A 23383-nucleotide genomic window follows, 5' to 3' on the forward strand; every position below is an offset into this window, starting at 1 on the left:
TCTTTTTATTTCTTATTCCATCATATGTGCAATTTTCTTAGAGAACATAAGAAGTACTAATCCTAGCACGATTACGATAACACCGATGCTTGCGAATACTTCTAAATATCCTAAAGATTGAGTGAAAGCAGCTAATTGTCCTGCTAATAAGTTTGCGAAGCCAGTACCAGCTAACCATACACCCATTAATAATGATGCTAATTTAACAGGAGCGATTGCACTTACCATAGAAAGTCCGATTGGTGATAAGAATAATTCACCGATTGTATGGAACATGTAAGTGAATACAATGAATAGTAAGTTTGCTTTCATTGCAATGTTACCTTCATCGCTACCAGTTTTTAATACAGCTAAAGTTAGTACTAAATATCCAATCCCTAGTAAGATCATACCAAATGCCATTTTTGTTGGGATTTTTAAGTCACCATTTTTCGTTTTTGAAAGTTTAATCCATAATGCAGAAACCGGTAATGCTAGTAAGATAATGAATAGTGGGTTTACAGATTGGAACCAAGGTGTTGGAATTGTAAATCCACCAATTGTACGATCCACGAACTTATCTGTGTAAAGTGTTAAAGAACTACCAGCTTGTTCAAATCCTGCCCAGAAGAATACAACGAAACAAGTTAAAATTAAAATCGCAGTTGTACGCTTTTTCTCTTGTGTTGTTAAAGGTTTTTTCTCAATTGCTTTTGCATTTTTTTCTTTAGATTGTTTACCGACAACAGTTGTTCCGATAGATCCTAAGTAACGAGGTGCTAAGAAATTAAAAGCAAGCTGTCCAATGATCATACCGATACAAGCTGTTAAGAAACCGTATCTATAATCTGCGAAGTAACCGCAAATGAATGGAGCGATAAGAGCCCCTAAGTTAATTCCCATGTAGAAGATAGTGAAGGCACTATCACGACGAGAATCGTTTTCGCTATATAATTGACCTAATAAAGTCGAAATATTTGGTTTGAAGAATCCGTTACCAATAACTAATAATCCTAATCCTAAAAATAGTCCAGTTTTAGTGTTCATTGAAAATAGTACAAAGTTACCAATTGCCATAATGATACCACCAATAGTAATGGCATGGCGTTTCGTAATGAAGTGGTCAGTTAACCAACCACCGATAATTGGTGTGAAGTATACTAACATTGTGAAAATACCGTATATTTGTACAGCAACTGCTTTATCAAATCCTAAACCGCCGCTTACTAAGCTCGTTGTTAAATAAAGAACTAATAAGCCACGCATTCCGTAATAACTAAATCTTTCCCATGCCTCTGTAAAGAACAACAAATATAATCCTGGTGGATGTTTTTTTGGTGATTGTTGCTCTCCAGCTTTGTCTAATTTTAAAGCTGCATCCATGTTTGTTTCCCCCTAATTCTGTATAACGGATATTTATGTAATTATTTTAATTCACAAAATATTTAGAAGTCAATAGAATTATATGGAAATAGAAAGAAAATTTCTGAAAAAGTTCTATTTTTCTTCGACCGTTACTGTATTTTGCCCTGAAAACGAGATGATAAGCGTTTTCAAATGTAATAATTGAATTCTAAAAGAAAATAAAATAGTGATTAATCAGAAAATTTAGATTAAAATATTTATTCTGATATAGAGAAAATATATTCTATTTACTTTTATAATATAACATATTGGGAATAAAAATACAAAATGAAATAATGTGACATTTAAGTGAATTGAAAAATAACCAGCTCCATAGAAGAGGAGCTGGTTAAGGAAATATTATTTAACAAAGCGTTTTTCGATATCATCTAATAGTAGGTTAGCAGCCATTACACCACCGGCTGTATTCCAAATAACGTCGTCAACTTTGTATGCTTTACCGTTTTTCACTGCATTTAAATTTTTAAATAGAGGATCATTGATATATTCTTTTTCTAATTCAGAACCTTTTTTCTCGTTTCCTTTATCGAATGTGAAGTAGAATAATACATCGCCGTCCATTGCTGAAATACGTTCTTTAGATACGTTACGCTCTGCAAAGTCATCTTTATTTTGATCTCCAGGACGTTTAAATCCAAGTTCTTTTAAAATAACACCAGAGAATGTATCACCGTGATAAATACGAACATCACCAGGCATAAAGCGAACCATAGAGATTTCTTGATTTACTTTATCGCCTAGTTTAGTTTTTAAATCTTTCATACGTTTATCGTAATCAGCTAAAACCTTTTGACCTTCTTTTTCTTTATTTAATGCTTTTGCATAAAATTTGAAGTTATCTTTCCATTCACCACGTAGCGTTTCAGAGAACACAGTAGGTGCAATTGCCTTTAGTTGCTCGTACACTTTTTCGTGACGCATTTTGTTACCGATAATTAAGTCTGGTTTTAAGGAAGCGATTGTTTCCACGTTCACTTGCCCTTCATCACCAACAACCTTTACATCTTTCATTTTATCTTTAATATGTGGATACCATGGATCACCAGTCCAAGATTTCACAGCCCCAACTGGTTTTACACCTAACTCGAGTAAAGCTTCAGTGCCTTCATTTGTTAAAATAACTACACGTTTTGGACTAGCGGGAACTTCTGTTTTACCCATTGCATGTTCCACAGTAATCATTTCTTTTTTCGTATCTTCTTTTGATTCTTCTTTCGTATTTGATTTTCCACAAGCACTTAAAAGTAGTGAAAAGGCTAGTAAAAATACAAATACTGTAAACGATTTCTTTTGCACGAATTTCATTATGTACCCCCTACATACTGAGAAGTTTTTTCAATAGCAAGCATGATATTAAGCTTTTATCTTTTGATTGTCAATACATATCAATGAAAATAGTTCTCATTATCGTTGACAATGAGAATTAAGTTGAAATACACTTACAACGTATCATTATACATTGAAGGGGAAACGCTGCATGTTATTAAAAACATATCAAGCAAAATGGATTGGGTTATTTGTTGGAATCATTGCAGTCATTATTTGTATTTGGGGAAGTATTATTTTCGGATATACAAATACGAGTTGGAAATTAGCGTTAGATGCTTTTTTCCATTTTAATGGTTCCAATGAACATATTATTATTCAAAATGTGCGTCTACCAAGGGCACTAATTGCAGCTAGTGTTGGTGCTAGTTTAGCCATTGCTGGTTGTCTTATGCAAACTTTAACGAAGAATCCACTTGCTTCTCCAGATTTTATTGGATTAAATTCAGGCGCTGCGTTTTTCATAGTTGTAGCAATTGTGGTTTTTTCTGTTACATCATTGTCAGCTTTTACTTGGATTGCCTTTTTAGGGGCAGCAGTTGCTGCAATCCTTGTATTCGCTTCTAGTTCTTTAGGAAAAGAAGGGACAACGCCTCTTAAGTTAACATTAGCAGGGGTCGCAATTAGTGCGTTATTTTCATCATTAACACAAGGATTACTTGTGTTAAATGAAAAGGCGCTTGAAGAAGTATTATTTTGGCTTGCCGGATCTGTGCAAGGAAGAAAGTTAGAAATTTTACAATCTGTATTCCCATATTTATTAATAGGCTGGATCGCATCTATTATGATGGCAGGGAAAGTAAATACATTGATGATGGGGGAAGACGTCGCGAAGGGGCTTGGACAACGAACAATTTTAATGAAATCATTCGTGTTACTTATTATTGTCCTGTTGTCTGGTGGTTCAGTTGCAGTCGCTGGTCCGATTGGATTTATTGGTATTATTACTCCGCATTTTGCCAGATTTCTTGTTGGAGTAGATCACAGGTGGAGAGTACCGTATAGCGGGTTGTTAGGTGCAATACTATTAATCTTAGCTGATATAGCAGCAAGATATGTCATTATGCCACAAGAAGTACCGGTAGGGGTTATGACAGCATTTATCGGGGCACCATTCTTTATTTATATTGCACGTAAGAGAGGGCTTAGCAAATGAAGAAGTATATTCCGTTTCGTATAGGAAAAGGCGGGCTCTCGTTTTTAATGTATAAACGAGCTTGTCTCGTCTTATTCAGTTTACTAGTTGTTTTAATAGGATTATTTTTTGCGAGTGCAGGTATGGGAGACATGAAAATTGCTCCTTATGATGTATGGCAAGCAATCACTGGAAATGGCGATGCGATGTCTAATATGGTTGTAAATAAGTTTCGTATGCCGCGTATTTTAATTGCCATCCTTGTAGGAATCGCACTTGCAGTAGCAGGATGTATTTTACAGGGTCTCGTTCGAAATCCACTGGCTTCTCCTGATATCATTGGGATTACAGGTGGTGCAAGTGTTGCAGTTGTATTATTTTTAGCTATATTTAGTGATAAAAATAATGCGCTAACCGTAAGCATTCATTATATGCCGTTAGCAGCCTTCGCTGGGGCAACGATTGTAGCGCTTTTTGTATATTTGTTTGCATGGAGAAATGACGGATTATCACCGATTAGTCTTGTTTTAATTGGTGTTGGTTTTTGGGCATTAACGAAAGCGGCAACGACTTTGTTTATGTTGTTAGCGCCAATTTATCAAGCGAGTCAAGCGAATGTATGGATTACAGGTACTGTTTACGGTTCTTCATGGCAAAACGTTATGGTGCTTGCGCCGTGGGTTCTCATTTTAACGGTAATATCATTTATAGCTGCTAGGCATTTAAATGCGCAAGAGCTAGGGGATGATATTGCGGTAGGACTTGGTGTTCCTTTAACGAAGTCACGCGTATTCATGTTATTACTGAGTACAGCTTTAATTGGTGGCGCAGTTGCCTTCGCCGGAGGAATTGGGTTTGTCGGTTTAATGGCACCTCATATTTCACGAAGACTAGTTGGTTCTTTATACGGTGCATTACTCCCAGTTGCGGCTATTGTTGGTGCAATTTTAGTACTTGCTGCAGATTTAATCGGGCGTACAGTTTTCACACCACTTGAAATTCCAGCAGGGGTATTTACATCAGCAATTGGTGCACCTTATTTTATTTATTTACTTTATAAAAGTCGGAATTCATAAAGGGAGATGAATATGCAAAAAGCATTGGAGACGAAACGTTTGACGCTGTCTTATGGTGAAGCAATTATTATTGATGAGTTGAATTTAGAAATTCCAAAAGGCGAAATTACAATCTTTATCGGTTCTAACGGTTGTGGAAAATCAACTTTATTACGTTCACTAGCTAGATTATTAAAGCCAACAACTGGTGACATTTTGCTAGATAATCAAGCCATTCAAAGTATGCAAACGAAGCAAATCGCTCGTCAAATGGCAATTTTACCGCAAGGACCGCAAGCGCCAGAAGGGCTTACAGTATTGCAACTTGTAAAGCAAGGGCGTTATCCATATCAAACGTGGCTGAAGCAATGGTCAGAAAAAGATGAGGAAATGGTACAAAAAGCACTCGCAGCAACAGGTATGACAGAATTTGCTGAGCGTGATGTGCATGCTCTTTCAGGTGGACAACGACAACGTGCTTGGATTGCAATGACGCTTGCACAAGATACAGATATTATTTTACTGGATGAGCCTACTACATATTTAGATATGACTCACCAAATTGAAGTGCTAGATTTATTATTCGAATTAAATGAAACAGAACAAAGAACAATTGTTATGGTATTACACGATTTAAATTTAGCATGCCGTTATGCAGATAATATTGTAGCCATTCAAGATAAACAAATATATGCACAAGGTAAGCCGGAAGAAGTAGTAGATGAGAAGCTAGTACGTGATGTATTCCGAATGGAATGTCAAATCAGTACGGATCCGTTATTTGGGACACCACTTTGCATCCCGCATGGAAAAGGAAGACGTGTACGTAAAGAGGTTGCTCAAGTAATGAGTTAAATAAAAAAGGCGATGAGGATTCATCGTCTTTTTTATTTGCGGCAAGAAAATAAAAGGAAGAGGGGAATTCGTAAACGTCGTTCATATTCTTCTTCACTCTGAAAATAAGTTTGATTTGGTGTGGCTTCTTTTATGTTTGTAATCGTAAACCCGGCTTGTTGTAACAATGTAAAATACTCTTCTGTTGTACGATGGTATTTAATAACTTCTTGGTCAATCCATGGCTCAACCCGTTCGCCAATTTTAAAATAATCATCGACGAGCCAGCTCGTTCTTTTCCCGCTCGTTTGCAAGCTTTCAAATGAAGAGGTAATAACAGGGTGTTGAACACTAAAAGTAAAGGTTCCATTTGTTTTTAAAGCTTCGTACACATTTTGAAAAATGATAGGAAGATGTTCAATATAATGTAAGGCGAGTCTAGACGTTACTAAATCAAAAGTAGAAGGAGGGTATGTGTAGTCTTTGAGGTTTAAACAATGGACGGTTCCATTTTTATTTTCTAGTTGTTTTTTAGCTTTTTCATACATAAGTTCGGAGCCCTCAATACCAGTGTAAGAGTGGCAGCCATTCTCTAATAATTCCTCGCCAAACTTGGCGTCACCGCAGCCTAAATCGAGGATTTTCTTTCCTTTCACATCACCAATGAGTTGAAAGAAGGCTGGTTTTTCAAGTGATTCATTTGGGCTATTTTCTCGGTATCTTCGTTTCATATATTGTTCAAAAAATGCTTCGTTATTATATACATCAGATTCAGTAAATGCCATGATTGAAGCCCCCTTAAATATTTTTTTATTCTACCAAATATGAAAAGTAAATGATAGATTTCTTGTAATGAATCATATATAATCTAGAATTGTAAGCGGTTACTTTAAACTATTTTTCTATAATAAATCCTGAAAACGTGTTAAGCTAGTAGAGGGATTATTAGAACTATTAAGACAATAATTCGCTTACATGAACGATGGGAGGCTTCACAATGTCTAGTAAAACACTTGCGAAATTTTTAGAAGAAAATTTAGAGGATTTAAAATCAAAGGGGCTTTATAACGTAATTGATCCGCTTGAGAGTTCAAATGGACCGATCATTACAATTGGCGGAAAAGAATATATTAACTTATCTTCAAACAACTATCTTGGATTAGCAACAGATAGTCGTTTGCAAGAAGCAGCAATTGGTGCAATTCATAAGTACGGCGTTGGAGCAGGAGCTGTTCGTACAATTAACGGTACTTTAGATTTGCATATTAAATTAGAAGAGACAATTGCAAAGTTTAAACATACAGAAGCAGCAATTGCTTACCAATCAGGATTTAACTGTAATATGGCAGCGATTTCAGCCGTTATGGATAAAAATGATGCGATTCTTTCAGACGAATTAAACCATGCTTCTATTATTGATGGTAGTCGTCTATCAAAAGCAAAAATTATTGTTTATAAACATTCTGATATGGAAGATTTACGCCAAAAAGCAATCGCGGCGAAAGAATCAGGTCTTTACAATAAATTAATGGTAATTACAGACGGTGTCTTCTCAATGGATGGAGATGTTGCAAAATTACCAGAAATTGTTGAGATTGCAGAAGAATTAGATTTAATGACATATGTAGACGATGCACACGGTTCAGGTGTACTTGGAAAAGGTGCAGGAACTGTAAAGCATTTCGGTCTATCTGATAAAGTTGATTTCCAAATTGGTACATTATCAAAAGCAATTGGGGTAATTGGTGGATATGTAGCAGGGAAACAAAACTTAATTGACTGGTTAAAAGTTCGTTCACGTCCATTCTTATTCTCTACAGCATTAACACCGGCTGATGCAGCTGCATGTATGCGATCAATTGAAATTTTAATGGAAAGCACAGAGTTACATGATCGTTTATGGGAAAATGGCCGCTATTTAAAACAAGGGTTAAAAGAACTTGGCTTTAACATTGGAGAAAGTGAAACGCCAATTACACCTTGTATTATTGGTGACGAAGTATTAACACAAGAATTTAGTAAACGTTTAAATGAAGAAGGCGTATATGCAAAATCTATCGTGTTCCCAACTGTAGCTAAAGGAAAAGGACGCGTTCGTAATATGCCTACAGCAGCTCATACGAAAGAAATGTTAGATGAAGCAATTCGTAAGTATGAAAAAGTAGGGAAAGAAATGGGCATCATTTAAGTAACGACATCTTTTGAATAGCTTGCAAATGAGGAGTGGGGAAAATGAAAAAAATTCTAGTAACCGGTTCTTTAGGGCAAATTGGTTCTGAACTAGTAATGAAACTTCGTGATGTATACGGTGCATCAAATGTTATTGCAACAGATATTCGTGAAACAGATAGTGAAGTAGTAACGTCTGGTCCATTTGAAACGTTAGATGTAACAGATGGACAAAAACTACATGATATTGCAAAGCGTAATGAAGTAGATACAATTATTCATTTAGCAGCTTTACTTTCAGCAACAGCAGAAAAAAATCCGTTATTTGCTTGGAATTTAAATATGGGTGGACTTGTAAATGCATTAGAAGCAGCTCGTGAATTAAACTGTAAGTTTTTCACGCCCAGTTCTATCGGTGCATTCGGTCCATCAACACCGAAAGATAATACGCCACAAGATACAATTCAGCGTCCTACTACGATGTATGGGGTAAACAAAGTAGCAGGAGAATTACTATGTGATTATTATCATCAAAAGTTTGGCGTTGATACGCGCGGTGTACGTTTCCCAGGTTTAATTTCTTACGTAGCTCCTCCAGGAGGCGGAACAACTGATTATGCGGTTGAAATTTATTATGAGGCGATTAAAAAAGGCACATACACCTCATACATTGCAGAAGGAACATACATGGATATGATGTACATGCCGGATGCTTTACAAGCGATCATTTCATTAATGGAAGCTGATCCAAGTAAACTTGTGCATAGAAACGCGTTCAATATTACAGCGATGAGCTTTGAGCCAGAGCAAATCGCAGCATCCATTCGTAAACACATCCCGACGTTTACAATGGATTACGCTGTAGATCCTGCTCGTCAAACAATCGCTGATAGCTGGCCAAACTCTATTGATGCAACAGCAGCAATGAAAGAGTGGGACTTTAAAGCAGAATATGATTTAGACAAAATGACAACGGACATGTTGGCTAAGTTAAAAAAAAAGCTCACAGCTGAGTTAGTGATGAATTAATAGGAAGGGTCGATTCTTAGGAATTGACCCTTTTATTTGTAATTTGGGAATATAGAAATAATTGCAAATGTGATAGAATGAGTTAATTTGTGCATAAAGGGGAGAGATACAATGGAGAAATGGGAGTTAGCAAAGGAAATTTATAATACGTCACGTTTAACGGGAACATTTAAGCTTCGATCAGGACAAGTATCAAATCAATACTTTGATAAGTACTTATTTGAATCTAATCCAGTACTGTTATTAGAAATTGCTAAACAATTGAAAGAGCTCATTCCTCCTGAGACAGAAGTACTCGCGGGTTTAGAGATGGGAGGAATTCCAGTAGCGACAGCATTATCTTTACAAACAGGTATACCTGTTGTATTTGTAAGAAAAGAAGCGAAGAAGTATGGTACATGTAAGTTAGCAGAAGGCGTTAATATTGCTGGGAAAAATGTTTGTGTCGTTGAGGATGTTATTACGACAGGTGGTCAAATATTATTAAGTACGAAAGATTTAAGAGAACTAGGTGCGAAAGTACATCATGTTCTAGGCGTCATTGAACGAACGAAAGAGGGAAGAGATAACTTATTAGAAGATGGCTTACAGCTACATTCTTTATTTACAATGGATGAGTTAATTGAAGGAGAAAAGCAACATGCAAAGAGTTGACGTCGTATATGCACTAATACGTGATGAAGAAACAGATAAAATATTAATGGTACATAATGTAGAACAAAATGTTTGGTCATTGCCAGGCGGGGCTGTGGAAAAAGGTGAAATATTAGAGGAAGCACTAATAAGAGAAGTAAAAGAAGAGACAGGTTTAACTGCTGTGGCAGGTGGACTTGTTGCGATTAATGAAAAATTCTTTGAAGAATCAGGGAATCATGCGCTATTTTTTACATTCCGAGCAAATGTAGTAAAGGGTGAATTGATTGCGGAAGATGAAGAAGAAATTTCCGCAATAGAGTGGGTGGATCGAACGATCGCAAATGAACGATTCCCATTCTATGATGGCGGATTCGAGGCATTATTAGAAGTAGCTATTCCATACAAGTTTCAACCAGAAACAAAGTGATTGAAAGGAAAAAACAGGAGCGACAACGCTCCTGTTTTTCTATTCAATCGTCTTCAGTAATAACTTTTTCAATAGTGGTTTAATCTTCAGACGTAAATCTTCAGCATGATTTGCAACTAAGAAGTGATGGTTATAAATATTCTTCATTAATTGATAAGTTGCTTCTTTTGCTTCGCCTTCTTCGATGAAGATTCCGATTACTTCCATACCACTTTTACGAGCAAGTTTGACAGCTTCATGCGTATCTAAAATACCGTCTTGTTGATAGTCTAGCGCAGAAGGCTCACCGTCTGTAAAGACAAGTAAGAATTTATGCTTTTCTGGTCTTTTTGCAAGTTTTTCAGAAACGATACGAATAATATATCCGTCGCGGTTATCTTCTTCTTCGCGAAGCTGCATAATTTCTGGACCAACGTTTGGTAACGTTGAGTTTTTATACGTTACAACTTCATGGATAACGTTTGGCTTATCTTCAGGCTTAGCACTAGAAGCATCTTCCCAAAATCCGCTAATAGCGTGCGGGATTTTTAAAGATTTCAACGCTTCATGGAATAGGACCACACTCTTTTTCGTTTCTTCCATTTTGTTATACATAGAACCAGAGCAGTCCACTAGTAATTGGAATGCAACGTCAAGTTCTTGTGATTCCTGGCCTTTTTTATAAAACATGCGCGGCTGCTTTTCAGTATAAATACGAAGGAATTTCTTACGAAGTCTTCCGTAATATTTATCACTATTTGCATTCGTTTTATTTTCAATCGTTTTTTCGATAATTTTCTTTAATTCTTTTACATCTTTATTAACAACTGATTTGATAGCTTGGTAATCCTTTTTTTCATCAGGATTTGATTTGCGAGCTTCTTTAAATATATGAGAAGCACCAACGTTATACTTACCGTATGCACCCTCGTTTTGGCTAGAAGCGTGTGAAGCTCTTGCTTCTTCTGTATCAGCGCCATCAAAGTTGGATTGTGTACTTTTTTGAGAAGTACCTTGTACAGAACCAAGTGCTTGGTCGCCATCTTCTGATTCACGAGCAGTATCACCCATCATATTTGTTTTCGTTCCGCTTTCTAAATCAAAGCGTAAAAAGTTCTCGTTTTCATTGTTTTTATTTTCACGGTGCCATGTGGAGAAACTTTCATCCATTTTATTTTTGCTATCATCGTCATCTATGAGCTGCGTATCATCATTTGCTAATTTTTCAGCGCGACTGTCTTTCTCATCTGTAATAACAGATAAATAAAGCGGTGCATGTCCGAAATAATTATTAAGCATATCACTTTTAAGAAGTCCTTCTAAACGATAGCGAATTTTTTCAACGATATACATAATGTCTTCTGTATTACGAGCTTGGAATGTTTCATGCAAAATTGCTTCAATTTGCTCGAAATATTCATTATTAAACATTTCATATTTATCGCTCGTTAATGAAAGATAGCAGAGACAAAATAGACGATCACCGTGATAGTTACGAACACGATTGATTTCATTTTGTGAACCAAAGTAATTGCGATACATTTCTTTTCTTCTTTTAAAAACATGCTTTGTGCCAGGGCGTAAGTTTTTTACGATTTCCTCAACACGTAAATCTTCTAATAGAACAAATAATTGTGTTAAAAACTTTTTTAAGGGTGATTCTTGTAATTCAATCGCATAAGAACGAATTAAAGTCATGTCCGAGTAATGTTTATTACCAAGTGCTTTTAAAAACACTTCGCTTTTTAATCCGATTACTGTATCCTCTTCTTTTCGATCATCCCAAAAGTGACTAATGACAACCTTTTTTTCAATTTCGTCGTAGTATGCTTTATAGCCATACTCAAGGTAGGCATCGTCTTCTTTTAGAAGAGCATACATTAAGTTTTCCATTTGTAGAAACAGCGACGCATCAATTTTTTTGTCACTAAAAATTTGTCTCATGAATTATCCCTCAAAGAAATAACTTTCTGCTAATTCACGGACAGTCATTTGTTCTGTTTCATCGTTTAATTTTGCGATAATACTACGTTCAATTGCACGCATAACAGGAATATATACACCTAAATCACATGCGTCGATAATGCCACGAATACTTGCTGCTTCTTCACTTACACGCCCATCACGAGCTAAAGGCATAAGGTCGCTTGCAAATGCAACGAACTTTTCAATTGTTGCAACATCATTTAATTTTGATTCAGATAGTAATAGTTCTTTTAATGTGTCACCTTGAATGTATGGAACTTCAATAATAACGAAACGGTTTTTTAATGCTTCGTTTAGTTCACTTGTTCCAACGTAACCTTCATTAATTGCTGCAATTACACGATACTCCTCATCGCCATATACAACTTCTTGTGTAAACGGATTTGTAATCATTTTACGGTAATCTAATGCACCGTGAAGAAGTGGTAACGTTTCAGGTTTTGCCATATTGATTTCATCAATATATAGGAAATGACCGTTCTTCATTGCTTTCATAAGAGGGCCGTTAACGAATGTAACTTCAGATGCACCATCTTTCGTTTGTAGTGTGTTGTATCCTAAAATACCTTCTACATCTAGGTCAACAGAACAGTTAATGCTATGCATTGGTTTTTGGAATAAAGAAGAAAGAGTTTCAGCTAGTACTGTTTTACCACTACCAGTCGGCCCTTTTAATAGAATGTTTTTGCCAAGAAGAAGCGCTGTAATAGCATCTTCAATAATGCTGTTATCAGATGCTTTATATATTTTCTTTCCAATTAAATGTGCATTTTCACCAGCTTCTTGTTTATTTTTTTCGTGAATGGTTGAGAGCTGTTGTTTTAAATCAGCATGTATATGAAATTGTTCTAACATGTATTTCCCACCTAACATTATTTTCATAAAGTAATACATCTTATGATAACTTGTTTTAATATGGTATGCAAAGAAAAGGAGAGAGGGGAAATGGAAAAGAAAAAGCAATCAATATTACATTGATTGCTTACAGTAAAGGAGAAATGAGTCGCATGAAAGACTCTAATATTCGTTTTTTGATACTTCTTTTTTGGAATGCGTTCCATTTAATTTCAGTGGAATGCTTAAAGTCGTCTTCAAAATCATGTTTAATATCATGAACGGTTTCTGATTCATATAGTACGCTAATAAGTTCATAATTTAATTCAAAGCTGCGTACGTCCATATTTGCCGTTCCAATTGTCGCGATCTTATCATCAACGAGTACAATTTTTGCATGCATAAAACCATCTTTATAACTATAAATGGAAGCACCAGCTTTTAAAAGCGGAGTGAAGTAGGACTGAGATGCTTGATCACTAATAATACTATCACTTTTACCAGGATATAAAATGCGTACATCTATGCCAGATATTGCACTTAAACGTAATAATGTTAAAGTTTCTTGATCTGGAATAAAGTAAGGTGTAGCGATCCAAATCGATTTTTTTGCAGATCCCATAACAGCTAATAATGTATTGCGAATGCTTTTATCATCTGAGCTAGGCCCGCTGGCTACAATTTGCACAGCACCTTCTGCACTTGAAATTTCTTTACCTGGGAAGTATTGTCTATTCATAAATTGATCCCAAGAATAAGTATTCAATCCACTAGAGGCATAGAGCCAATCTTCTAGAAAAATTGCTTGTAATTTATATAACGCTTTTCCTTCTATTTTTAAATGACTATCACGCCAAACGGGAAATTTTTTTGAACGGCCAAGATATTCATCACCGACGTTGAGTCCACCAGTAAAACCGATTTCTCCATCTACAATAACGATTTTTCGATGGTTACGATAATTGACAGTTTCAAGTAACCAAGCTGAAAAAATAGGGTCAAATTCTACAATTTCAATACCAGCTTCTTTCATAGGTTTTAAAAAGCGTCTTCTTAAAGTGTTACTTCCGAGTCCATCATAAAGAAAGCGTACAATAACACCAGATTTTGCTTTTTTTATTAAAGCATCTCGAACTTTCGTACCAATCTCATCAGATTTATAAATATAGTATTGAATATGTATGTGATGTTTTGCTTGCTCGATAGCTTGCAAAATTTCTGAAAAGGTTTGATCGCCATTTGTTAAAAGTTTTGTAGTTGTTTTATCTGCGGCAGGTCCGCCTCCAAATTTTTGTACGACTTTTGTTAAATGCATAGAACGTTCATGTAAGGGGACTGTGAGTGACAATTCTACTCGTCTTCCTTCTAATATTTCACGGAATAATTTTCTTTGCTCTTCTGAACGATGTAGATGTTTTTTTCTTCTCCAACGGCTACGTCCGAAAAGCGCATATAAAAGCACACCAACAACAGGGAGAAGTGCTAGTACTAAAAACCATGCTAAAGTGCTTTGTGGGGATCTATTTTCAATAAAAATAACGAAAGATATCCCTATGATTGTAAGAGACCATAATGCACCGACAAAGGTATATAGTGAGAGGATAGACGTATCTAAAAGTAAGAGTACGATAGATATAATTGTAAATACCAATAATAATTGAACGATAGGCTTCTTCATTTTTATAAAATTCCTCTAATCTTTCTTAAATATAGACTTCTTATATAAAAAGGTATAATCCGACATTCTTATTATAAAGTGTTTTGTTTTTTTTACAAAATATAGACATTTTCCCCATGCTTTCCGCATTTGTCCTACATACAGTATATTGTTACGTTATTATCCTGCTATTTGCTGGTTAATAAACAGTGTAGGGGGGGACAAAACATTTGTCCTTTATATAGGAACGGGGATAACCATATCATGGATTTGTAACAGGTACATGATGAAGCCGAGGATATGGTTATTCGTATTATACGGATTCTTTCTTATTATATAGGTTACTAACAAGGTCCGTACTATTCATACAATACCTATTAAGATGAGAAAATGGAAAAGGAGAGGGGAATAATGAATTATATAGAAAATAACGGATTGTATTATCGTAATCATCATCCTCATGGAGGGCACAACCATAACGGCGGACATCACCACCATGGAGGGCACAATCACCATGATCATCACCACCATCACGGAGGTGGATGGGGCTGGGGTGGCGGCTCATGGGGCGGTGGATTTTTCCCAGGAAGTTTTGCTGGAGGCGTGTTAGGTGGACTTACAGCTGGCGCATTAACGGGTGCAGCAAGTGGAGGCTACTATCCAGCACCGTACCCAGTAACTTATCCAGCGCCATACCCAGCACCATATCCAACTCCATATCCGGGGTATCAGCAAATACCATATCCGTATTAAACTAAAAAAGAGGCTTTCCTCTTTTTTAGTTTAATAAAGTAATTATTTATAAAATATTTCCAAAATAAAGGTGAAAATATGTTAATATTTTATTATTGTAATTCAAAAACATATATACTAATTTTAACTTTTATATTATTATCCGTGAATAGTTGTATAGTGTGCTCGAACTTCTATTTCGCTAGTAAAGTAAAGAGGTTAGATATGAGCGGGATTAATAGGGAATAGGCATTGTATAGAGCTAGCTATAAAGGAATGTAAGAGAATGAATAATGTATAATAAAGTAAGCTAATTATAGCGATAAGAAACCACTATTTATAATTGAAACGGTATTATATTGCTTTTTATTACAAATAATATTATGTTATTTTAATCGGCATATTTCAAAATGTGATGAATGCAAATAGCCATTATTAAGAAATGAAATATCTCTATTTCTATGAAGAGAAACAAGTTGTGTTTTAGTCAGATAGGAAGCAAGGAGAGATGCGCATGCTAGAACAAAGAGGTCATGCATTATATGACTCTTCATTGCGAGATTTAAAGTTAGCATTAGATGAGTCTTCAATTGTTGCAATTACAGACCGAAATGGTCTTATTACATATGTAAATGATAAGTTTTGTGAAATCTCCAAATATACACGAGAAGAGTTAATAGGAAAAGATCATCGTATTTTAAATTCAGGATATCACCCGAAAACATTTTTTCAAATTCTATGGAAGCGTATTTTGAACGGAAAAGTATGGAGAGGTGAGATTCGAAATCAAGCAAAAGATGGGACGTATTATTGGGTTAAAACAACAATTGTTCCGTTTTTAAATGAAAAAGGAGAGCCATATCAATTTATCGCAATCCGAAATGATATTAGTAGTAGGAAAGAAGCAGAACAGAGGTTGCGGTTAAGTGAAAGTCGTTATAGGGAGCTTGCGTATCATGATGCTTTAACGAGTTTACCGAACCGATTGCAGCTAATAACGACTGTAAACGAGATGATTGCAGGAAAAAAAGAATTTGGTATGATTTACTTTGATTTGGATCGTTTTAAATTAGTAAACGATACGCTAGGTCATATGATAGGGGATTTACTTTTAAGCGAAGTTGCTTCACGGTTGCATTATGTGCTAGGAGAGAAAGACGTTCTGGCTAGGCTGGGTGGCGACGAATTTGTGCTGTTAACAAAAAGTCATACACAAGATGCGATGAGGCAGCTAGCGACATCTGTGTTGTCATGTTTTCAGGCACCATTTATGCTTGAAGGTCATGAAGTATACATTTCAGCTAGTCTAGGACTGTGCGCATATCCGCAAGATGGTCAAGATGTAGAAACTCTATTAAAGAATTCGGATTTAGCTATGTATAGCGCGAAAGAACAAGGCAGAAATGCCGCGTGTTTCTTTACAGATGAGTTACGTGCGAAAATAAATCGTAGAATGAAAATTGAATTCGCTTTGCAAAAGGCAATTCGTGATGAAGAGTTAGACGTGGCACTGCAGCCTATTATTGATTTAAAAACGAAGAAATATACTGGTATTGAGGCTTTAGCACGTTGTTCGATAGAAGAAGGGCCTATTTCACCAGGCGAATTTATTCCAGTAGCTGAAGAATCTGGACTTATTATAAAATTAGGAGACTGGGTATTAGAAAAGTCATGTCGCTTGTTTAAAACATTGCCAGATTACGAAGAAGGATTAAGGTTATCTGTGAATTTATCCATACAACAATTAATGCAAAAGCGTTTTATTTTATCTGTACGTAGCATTCTAAGGAGAACGGGCTTTCCACCGAATCGTTTAATTTTAGAAATAACGGAAAGTATCGCTGTTCGCCATTTTGATTATATTATTGCTACATTACAAGAATTAAGAAATATGGGTATTTTAATTGCTTTAGATGACTTCGGAACGGGCTATTCTTCCTTATATTATTTAAAACAACTACCACTGGATATAGTGAAAATTGATCGTAATTTTATTCGTGAATTTCATTATGATCATGCACAGCCAGAGCGAACGATTGTAAAATCTGTTATTGAAATTGCCCATAGCTTAAATTTAGCAGTAGTTGCTGAAGGGGTAGAAACAGTAGAGCAAGAAAGTTTATTACAATCTATGGGTTGTGATTATGTACAAGGATTTTATTATGCGAAACCTTTATCTGTAGGAGAGTTAAAAGAAAAGTTAATTACAGATTTTGAATAAAAAAGAGAAGCCGGTAGCTTCTCTTTTTTTAATTCGTTTTTTGTGAGTCTTTCATTAATACTGGGTAAAGAATAAGACCTAGTACGAACAATCCGATTCCTAAGAAGAACGTTTTTAAATCAGCAGTTCCCGTTTTGATAACCCAAATAGAGTATACAAATGCTAATGTAGTAATGACCCCATCCTTTATTCGAGAACCAGGCATTATATCATACGTTTCTCCTGTAATAACCAATTTGAATTGGTACAGCGTAGAAACAAGGTATGGAATTAAATAAGCTAATGTTGCTACAACGATAGCGAAATTATAAGCTTCTGATACGGTACCAGAAATCGTTGAGAACAAGAAAATTTGCGTCATCACATTTGTAATAAATAATGATTTTGAAGGACTACCTTTTTTATTTGTTTTCGCGAAAAACTTAGGGAAAAGTCCATTCTTGGCTGCCTGATAAGGTACTTCTGAACTAACAACGATCCAGCCAACTGTAGAGCCAAATAAAGATACAAGTGCAAGTAAAGCCATAATATAGGCTCCTTTATTGCCAATTGCTAAATTTAATGCGTCTACTAATGGTTTTTGAGACTCTTTTAAAGCATCTTGCGAGAGAGCTCCCATTGTAAGTAAAGTAATTGACATGTAAATAAGAAGAGCGATAATTAATCCGAAAATGGTAGCTTTTTTTACATCGCGCTGAGATTTAGCACGGTTAGAAAGCATTACAGCAGATTCAATACCGATAAACGCCCAAAGTGTTGCGATAGCAGCTGAATTGATTTGTCCACCTAACGAAATGGATTGTCCTGCTTCATTCATAAATGTTTGACCGTCTCCAAAATTAGAGGCATTGAAAATGAATAATGTGATTACAATAAACATTGTAAATCCGATAATTTTTGCAATGGTAGCAAGAAGATTCATATTTCCAGCCTGGTCAATATTTTGAGAAAGAATATATTGAATTCCCCATAACATAAGGCTACATACGATGAAAGTTAATCCTTTTCCGAGTTCTAGTGAAAATCCGTTCGTAGAAAAGAGAATTTGCTTACTTTGTAAAACTGGAAAGAATGTTGATAGGTATCCAGCAAAGGAAATAATAACAGATGCGGTTGCAGCCCAGTTCGCAGCCCAATAGCCCCATGCCATACTATATCCTGCAACTTTGCCCGCTTTTTTTGAAGGGAACATTGCTTGAGCGTAACTTTGTGGTCCTGCCTTTAATTCTGGTTTGCGAACTGCTAAATTTCCAAATACGAGTGCAATCATAAATACGCCAAGACCTGTAATACTCCATGCAAGTGTAGAACCCATTGGACCTGATACGTGTGCTAAATTTGCTGGGAGCATAAATACGCCACCGCCAACCATATTTCCAATCACAAAAGCTGTTAAAATCCATAATCCCCATTTTTTCGTTTCCATTTTTGTTAACTCCTTTGTAGTAAGTTTTGCTTAAACATCATTTTTTACTAGCTTTTTGGCAATAAAAAAAGAGCCATGTAGATAAAAAATACCTACATGGCTCTTCGCCTGACGTAGGTACAACGGGAATAACCCTTGTACCTACGCGTAATTTTTCCGCTAGGTTTCAAGGGTTACGTATGATGATGATGTTTTTGTGCAAATGTAACTACAATTGTTGTATAAGTAAGCATAGTTCTTTGCTCCCTTTCTCCTCTGATTTTGAAGTTAGTATACTACATGTTTTTTTGAATGAAAAGAAAAATATAAAAATTTTTATAAAAATAAGTTTTAGAGATTAAATATTTACCTGTATTTTTCCTATACTGGAAAATAAGTGAGAGATTGGCAGAAGAGTGTAGCATGGTATAATACATATAGAATTAGAAGGTGACAAGGGGCTATTGTAGATGATGAGTAAGTATGAACAAATTTATACAGCAATCAGCAAGTCTATTGATAATAAACAATTAAAAGAGGGATGCAAAATCCCATCAGAAACTGAATTAATGAAGCAATATGAAGCGAGCCGAGGTACGGTAAGAAAAGCTGTAGATTTATTACAAGAGCGTGGATATGTTCAAAAAATACATGGAAAAGGTGTCTTTGTTTTAAAGCGAAAAAACATTGAATTCAACTTTGGTGGTATTGTAAGCTTCCAGGAAGAAAATGAACGTTTAGGACGCCATTGTATTACAGAAGTCGTGGAAATAGAGAAAGTAAAAGCGACAAAAGAGGTTGCAAAGCTATTGAATGTGAAAGAGAAAACAGAAATAGATCATATTAAACGCGTACGAAATATTGATGGAGAAAAAGTGATTTTGGATATTAATCATTTTGTATCGGAATATATTCCTGGGCTAACGAGTGAAATTGCAGCAAAGTCCATTTATAAATACATTGAGAAAGAATTAGGTCTTCATATTAGTTACTCACAGAGGGTAATTGAAGTGCAGCCATGTACAGAGGACGATAGAAAGTATTTAGATTTAAATGGAACAGACTATGTTGTCGTTGTGAAAAACTTTACGCATTTTTATGATGGAAGTCAGTTCGAATATACAGAATCACGTCATCGTTTAGATATTTTTCATTTTTCGGATGTGGCGCGGAGAAAATAAGGAGATGGAACGAAATAACGTTTCATCTCTTTTTTTTTATCCCGCTATTTGTGGAAGTCGGACGGTCCGTAAACACCCGATTGGTGAGGGCTGATAATCAGTGCGGGATGAACAAAACCCCACTGATTAAAGTTTCACTTTATAAAAAAATTACAAACTCGTATATACGAGTGTTGACTAACTTATATATACGAGTTAATATGTAATTGTAAACGGTATCAAAAAAAGAAAAGAGGGACGGGAATATGGGGAAAGACTATCGTAAAACAGCAGAGGAAGTGTTGCAGTATATTGGTGGGAGAGACAATATTGAACAAGCTGCGCACTGTGTAACGAGGCTCCGTATCGCTTTAAAAGATGAAAGTAAAATAGATAACGATAAATTGCAGTCTGTTTCATTAGTGAAGGGAGCGTTTCATAACGCTGGGGTATTTCAAATTGTAATCGGTCCAGGAGATGTTGATCGAGTATATGCTGAATTGATAACGCTTGCAGGTATGAAGGAAGCGACAGTAGCTGACGTGAAAGACTCTGGAAACCAAAAGTTAAACCCAGTTCAAAAGTTTGTAAAAGTATTTTCAGATGTATTTATGCCGATATTACCAGCGATCGTAACAGCTGGTTTACTAATGGGAATTAACAATCTATTAGGGGCGAAGGACTTATTTTTTGAAGGTAAAAATTTATTAGATGTATATCCAAACTTAAGTGGGCTTTGGGATTTAATTAATATGATGGCGAATACAGCATTCGTATTCTTACCAGCACTTGTCGGTTGGTCAGCAACGAAGCGTTTTGGTGGTAGTCCGATATTAGGGATCGTTATGGGATTAATGCTTGTGCATCCAGCCTTATTAAACGCGTGGGATTATGGTAAAGCAGCAACTGGTTTAGATGGACAAAAGATTGAGTACTTCGATATTTTAGGATTATTTCAAATTGAAAAGGTAGGGTATCAAGGTCAAATTCTACCCGTTTTAGTAGCAGCATTCGTACTAAGTAAAGTGGAAATCTTCTTAAAGAAACATGTACCAAATGCAATTCAATTATTAGTTGTACCAATTACAACGATTGTCGTAACAGGTGTGTTAGCATTAGGAATTATTGGTCCAGTTACACGTCATATTGGAGATTTATTAACAGTTGGATTAGTAGGTGTATATGAAACAGTACCAGTAGTTGGAGCAGTATTGTTTGGAGCATTATATGCACCGCTTGTAATTACAGGTATGCATCATATGTTTATTGCTATCGACTTACAATTAATTGCACAGCACGGTGGTACATTCATTTGGCCAATGATTGCTCTTTCTAACATTGCGCAAGGTAGTGCGGCACTTGCGATGTTCTGGATTTCTAAAAATCAAAATGATAAAAGTATGGCATCTACATCAGCAATTTCAGCATATTTCGGTATTACAGAGCCAGCTATGTTTGGTGTAAACTTACGAAATAAATTCCCGTTCTATGCAGCGATTATAGGATCGGCTGTGGCAGCGATATTCATTACGTTAAATGGTGTATTAGCACCTGCTATCGGAATTGGCGGATTACCAGCATTTATTTCTATCATTCCGAAATCGATTCCAATATTTATTGTAGGAATGATTATCGCTGTTGTAATCCCATTTACGTTAACATGGTTATTTGCAAAACGAGTAAAACAGAAGTAGGAGGAAGTTAAACATGAAGGATTGGCATAAAAGTGTAGTTTATCAAATTTATCCGAAGAGCTTTAATAGCTATTACAATAAAGAAACCGGTGATATAAAAGGGGTTACAGAGAAACTAGATTATTTAAAAGAACTCGGAGTAGATTATATTTGGTTAACACCGATATACCAATCACCACAAAATGATAATGGATACGATGTAAGTGATTACTACAGTATTGATCCATCTTACGGAACGATGGAAGAGTTTGAAGAGCTTTTAGAAGAAGCAAGGGCACGTAATATTGAAATTATGCTGGATATCGTGGTAAATCATAGTTCCACGGAGCATAAGTGGTTTAAGGAAGCGAAGGAAGATAAAAATAGTCCATATCGTAATTACTATATTTGGCGTGATGAAAAAAATAATTGGCAATCTAAGTTTGGCGGGTCTGCTTGGAAATATGATGAGAAGACAGAGCAATATTTTTTACATCTATTTGATGAGACGCAAGCGGATTTAAATTGGGAAAATGAAAAACTTCGTGAAGAAGTATATGATATGATGCGTTTTTGGCTTGATAAAGGGGTAACTGGATTCCGATTAGATGTTATTAATTTAATTTCAAAAGATCAACAGTTCTTAAATGATGATGGAAGTACGGCGACAAGCGATGGGCGTAAATATTATACAGATGGCCCGCGCGTTCATGAATATTTACAAGAGATGAGCCGAAATGTTTTTGAAGGGAAAGATGTAATTACAGTTGGAGAAATGTCATCTACGACAATTGATAATTGTATTAAATATTCAAACCCTGAGCGTAATGAATTAAGTATGACGTTTAGTTTCCATCATTTAAAAGTAGATTATCCGAATGGAGATAAGTGGACGCAAGCTGATTTTGATTTCATTAAATTAAAAGAGATTATGTCTAATTGGCAAATTGAAATGCAAAAGGGCGGAGGCTGGAATGCGTTGTTCTGGTGTAATCATGACCAACCTCGCATAGTGTCACGCTTCGGTGATGATAGAAAGTACCGAAATGAATCGGCGAAAATGTTAGCGACAGCTATGCATATGTTGCAAGGAACACCTTACATTTATCAAGGCGAAGAAATCGGTATGACGAATCCTAAATTCGAGTCCATCGAGCAATATCGCGATGTGGAATCGTTAAATATACACGATATAAAGCGAGAAGAAGGATTATCAAAAGAAGAGATTATCGGGATTTTAAAACAAAAATCTCGTGACAACTCTCGTACTCCGATGCAGTGGAATGAAGAGATGAACAGTGGTTTTACAACAAGTACACCTTGGATTTCAGTGGCTGAAAACTTTACAGAAATAAACGTAGAGAAGGCATTAGAAGATAAAGAGTCTGTATTTTATCATTATAAAAAGTTAATAGAACTTAGAAAAACGTATGATGTAATTACAGAAGGAGAATATGCTATTTTAGATGAAAATCATCTTAAGGTTTGGGCATATACACGTACTGTAAATGAAGAGGTATTACTTGTTATCAACAACTTCTATGGAGAAGAAATAACGTATTCTGCACCAGTGGATGTTCAATTGGATGGAATGAAACAAGAAATATTATTATCAAATTACAAAGATTCAAGTAAAGAGATTACCAATCTTAACTTAAGACCGTATGAGTCAATTGTATATCGTTATATGAAATAAAAAGGTTGGATGCCGGCGGGCATCC

General features: G+C 35.7%; 19 protein-coding genes. 12 read left to right on the forward strand and 7 right to left on the reverse strand.

The window, feature by feature from the left end; genetic code table 11:
- Positions 1-12: 12 nt before the first annotated feature.
- Both ILT06_RS26530 and ILT06_RS26535 read right to left on the reverse strand, forming a co-directional pair.
- Positions 13-1362: a peptide MFS transporter gene (locus ILT06_RS26530; RefSeq protein ID WP_048562865.1), complete on the reverse strand. Its 1350-nt coding sequence runs from the start codon at positions 1360-1362 to the stop codon at positions 13-15.
- Between the two features lie 381 nt (positions 1363-1743).
- Entirely contained in the window at positions 1744-2709 is a 966-nt protein-coding gene (locus tag ILT06_RS26535) for an ABC transporter substrate-binding protein (protein WP_000673897.1), read from the reverse strand.
- A gap of 172 nt (positions 2710-2881) precedes the next feature.
- Here ILT06_RS26535 and ILT06_RS26540 point away from each other — a divergent pair, with 172 nt between their 5' ends.
- Genes ILT06_RS26540 through ILT06_RS26550 form a run of 3 tightly spaced genes read left to right on the forward strand, consistent with a single transcriptional unit; the run spans position 2882 to position 5775 of the window.
- Positions 2882-3886, forward strand: coding sequence for a FecCD family ABC transporter permease (locus ILT06_RS26540; protein ID WP_154131632.1), 1005 nt, complete (start codon positions 2882-2884; stop codon positions 3884-3886).
- Complete coding sequence (locus ILT06_RS26545) at positions 3883-4941, forward strand: FecCD family ABC transporter permease (RefSeq protein ID WP_000760065.1); 1059 nt, start codon at positions 3883-3885, stop codon at positions 4939-4941. The genes ILT06_RS26540 and ILT06_RS26545 overlap by 4 nt, the downstream gene beginning before the upstream one ends.
- Positions 4942-4953: 12 nt before the next feature.
- Positions 4954-5775 (forward strand): ABC transporter ATP-binding protein, encoded by an 822-nt coding sequence (locus ILT06_RS26550; RefSeq protein ID WP_001167945.1) that lies wholly within the window; start codon positions 4954-4956, stop codon positions 5773-5775.
- A gap of 32 nt (positions 5776-5807) precedes the next feature.
- Here ILT06_RS26550 and ILT06_RS26555 read toward each other — a convergent pair whose 3' ends face one another.
- Positions 5808-6539, reverse strand: coding sequence for a class I SAM-dependent methyltransferase (locus tag ILT06_RS26555; protein ID WP_064477111.1), 732 nt, complete (start codon positions 6537-6539; stop codon positions 5808-5810).
- Between the two features lie 212 nt (positions 6540-6751).
- On the opposite strand from ILT06_RS26555, the gene ILT06_RS26560 reads away from it, so the two are divergent.
- The 4 genes from ILT06_RS26560 (at position 6752) to ILT06_RS26575 (ending at position 10015) form a co-directional block, all read left to right on the forward strand.
- Complete coding sequence (locus ILT06_RS26560; protein ID WP_000095903.1) at positions 6752-7942, forward strand: glycine C-acetyltransferase; 1191 nt, start codon at positions 6752-6754, stop codon at positions 7940-7942.
- A 44-nt stretch (positions 7943-7986) separates the two neighbouring features.
- A complete protein-coding gene (locus ILT06_RS26565) occupies positions 7987-8952 on the forward strand; it encodes an L-threonine 3-dehydrogenase (protein ID WP_064477110.1) in 966 nt (321 codons plus the stop codon).
- Positions 8953-9063: 111 nt separating this feature from the next.
- Positions 9064-9606 carry an orotate phosphoribosyltransferase gene (gene pyrE, locus ILT06_RS26570; RefSeq protein WP_142289315.1) on the forward strand — a complete coding sequence of 181 codons (543 nt, stop codon included), beginning with the start codon at positions 9064-9066 and terminating at the stop codon, positions 9604-9606.
- Positions 9593-10015, forward strand: a complete 423-nt coding sequence (locus ILT06_RS26575; RefSeq protein ID WP_222655661.1) for an NUDIX hydrolase — start codon at positions 9593-9595, stop codon at positions 10013-10015. The genes pyrE and ILT06_RS26575 overlap by 14 nt, the downstream gene beginning before the upstream one ends.
- Before the next feature lie 39 nt (positions 10016-10054).
- Here the strand turns inward: ILT06_RS26575 and ILT06_RS26580 are convergent, their stop codons facing one another.
- The 3 genes from ILT06_RS26580 to ILT06_RS26590 all read right to left on the reverse strand — a co-directional run bounded on the left by ILT06_RS26580 (position 10055) and on the right by ILT06_RS26590 (position 14492).
- A complete protein-coding gene (locus ILT06_RS26580; protein ID WP_222655662.1) occupies positions 10055-11938 on the reverse strand; it encodes a vWA domain-containing protein in 1884 nt (627 codons plus the stop codon).
- Between the two features lie 3 nt (positions 11939-11941).
- Entirely contained in the window at positions 11942-12835 is an 894-nt protein-coding gene (locus ILT06_RS26585) for an ATP-binding protein (protein ID WP_064477106.1), read from the reverse strand.
- 127 nt (positions 12836-12962) lie between these two features.
- Positions 12963-14492 (reverse strand): cardiolipin synthase, encoded by a 1530-nt coding sequence (locus ILT06_RS26590; RefSeq protein ID WP_222655663.1) that lies wholly within the window; start codon positions 14490-14492, stop codon positions 12963-12965.
- Between the two features lie 390 nt (positions 14493-14882).
- Between ILT06_RS26590 and ILT06_RS26595 the strand changes: the two genes are divergently transcribed.
- Positions 14883-15224 carry a hypothetical protein gene (locus ILT06_RS26595; RefSeq protein ID WP_064477104.1) on the forward strand — a complete coding sequence of 114 codons (342 nt, stop codon included), beginning with the start codon at positions 14883-14885 and terminating at the stop codon, positions 15222-15224.
- A gap of 493 nt (positions 15225-15717) precedes the next feature.
- Complete coding sequence (locus ILT06_RS26600) at positions 15718-17424, forward strand: putative bifunctional diguanylate cyclase/phosphodiesterase (RefSeq protein ID WP_064477103.1); 1707 nt, start codon at positions 15718-15720, stop codon at positions 17422-17424.
- Positions 17425-17452: 28 nt separating this feature from the next.
- On the opposite strand, the gene ILT06_RS26605 is transcribed toward ILT06_RS26600, so the two are convergent.
- Entirely contained in the window at positions 17453-18850 is a 1398-nt protein-coding gene (locus ILT06_RS26605; protein WP_098110858.1) for an amino acid permease, read from the reverse strand.
- 449 nt (positions 18851-19299) lie between these two features.
- On the opposite strand from ILT06_RS26605, the gene treR reads away from it, so the two are divergent.
- The 3 genes from treR (at position 19300) to treC (ending at position 23358) form a co-directional block, all read left to right on the forward strand.
- Positions 19300-20010, forward strand: coding sequence for a trehalose operon repressor (gene treR, locus ILT06_RS26610; RefSeq protein WP_088046983.1), 711 nt, complete (start codon positions 19300-19302; stop codon positions 20008-20010).
- Positions 20011-20255: 245 nt separating this feature from the next.
- Positions 20256-21683 (forward strand): PTS system trehalose-specific EIIBC component, encoded by a 1428-nt coding sequence (treP, locus tag ILT06_RS26615; RefSeq protein WP_098110859.1) that lies wholly within the window; start codon positions 20256-20258, stop codon positions 21681-21683.
- A 13-nt stretch (positions 21684-21696) separates the two neighbouring features.
- The gene (gene treC / locus ILT06_RS26620; protein WP_098110860.1) at positions 21697-23358 is read left to right on the forward strand and encodes an alpha,alpha-phosphotrehalase; all 1662 of its coding nucleotides are present in this window, start codon (positions 21697-21699) and stop codon (positions 23356-23358) included.
- The last annotated feature ends 25 nt before the right edge of the window (positions 23359-23383 follow it).

It is taken from the genome of Bacillus sp. 17RED48 (assembly GCF_019837545.1).
Taxonomy (GTDB): Bacteria; Bacillota; Bacilli; order Bacillales; family Bacillaceae_G; genus Bacillus_A; species Bacillus_A wiedmannii.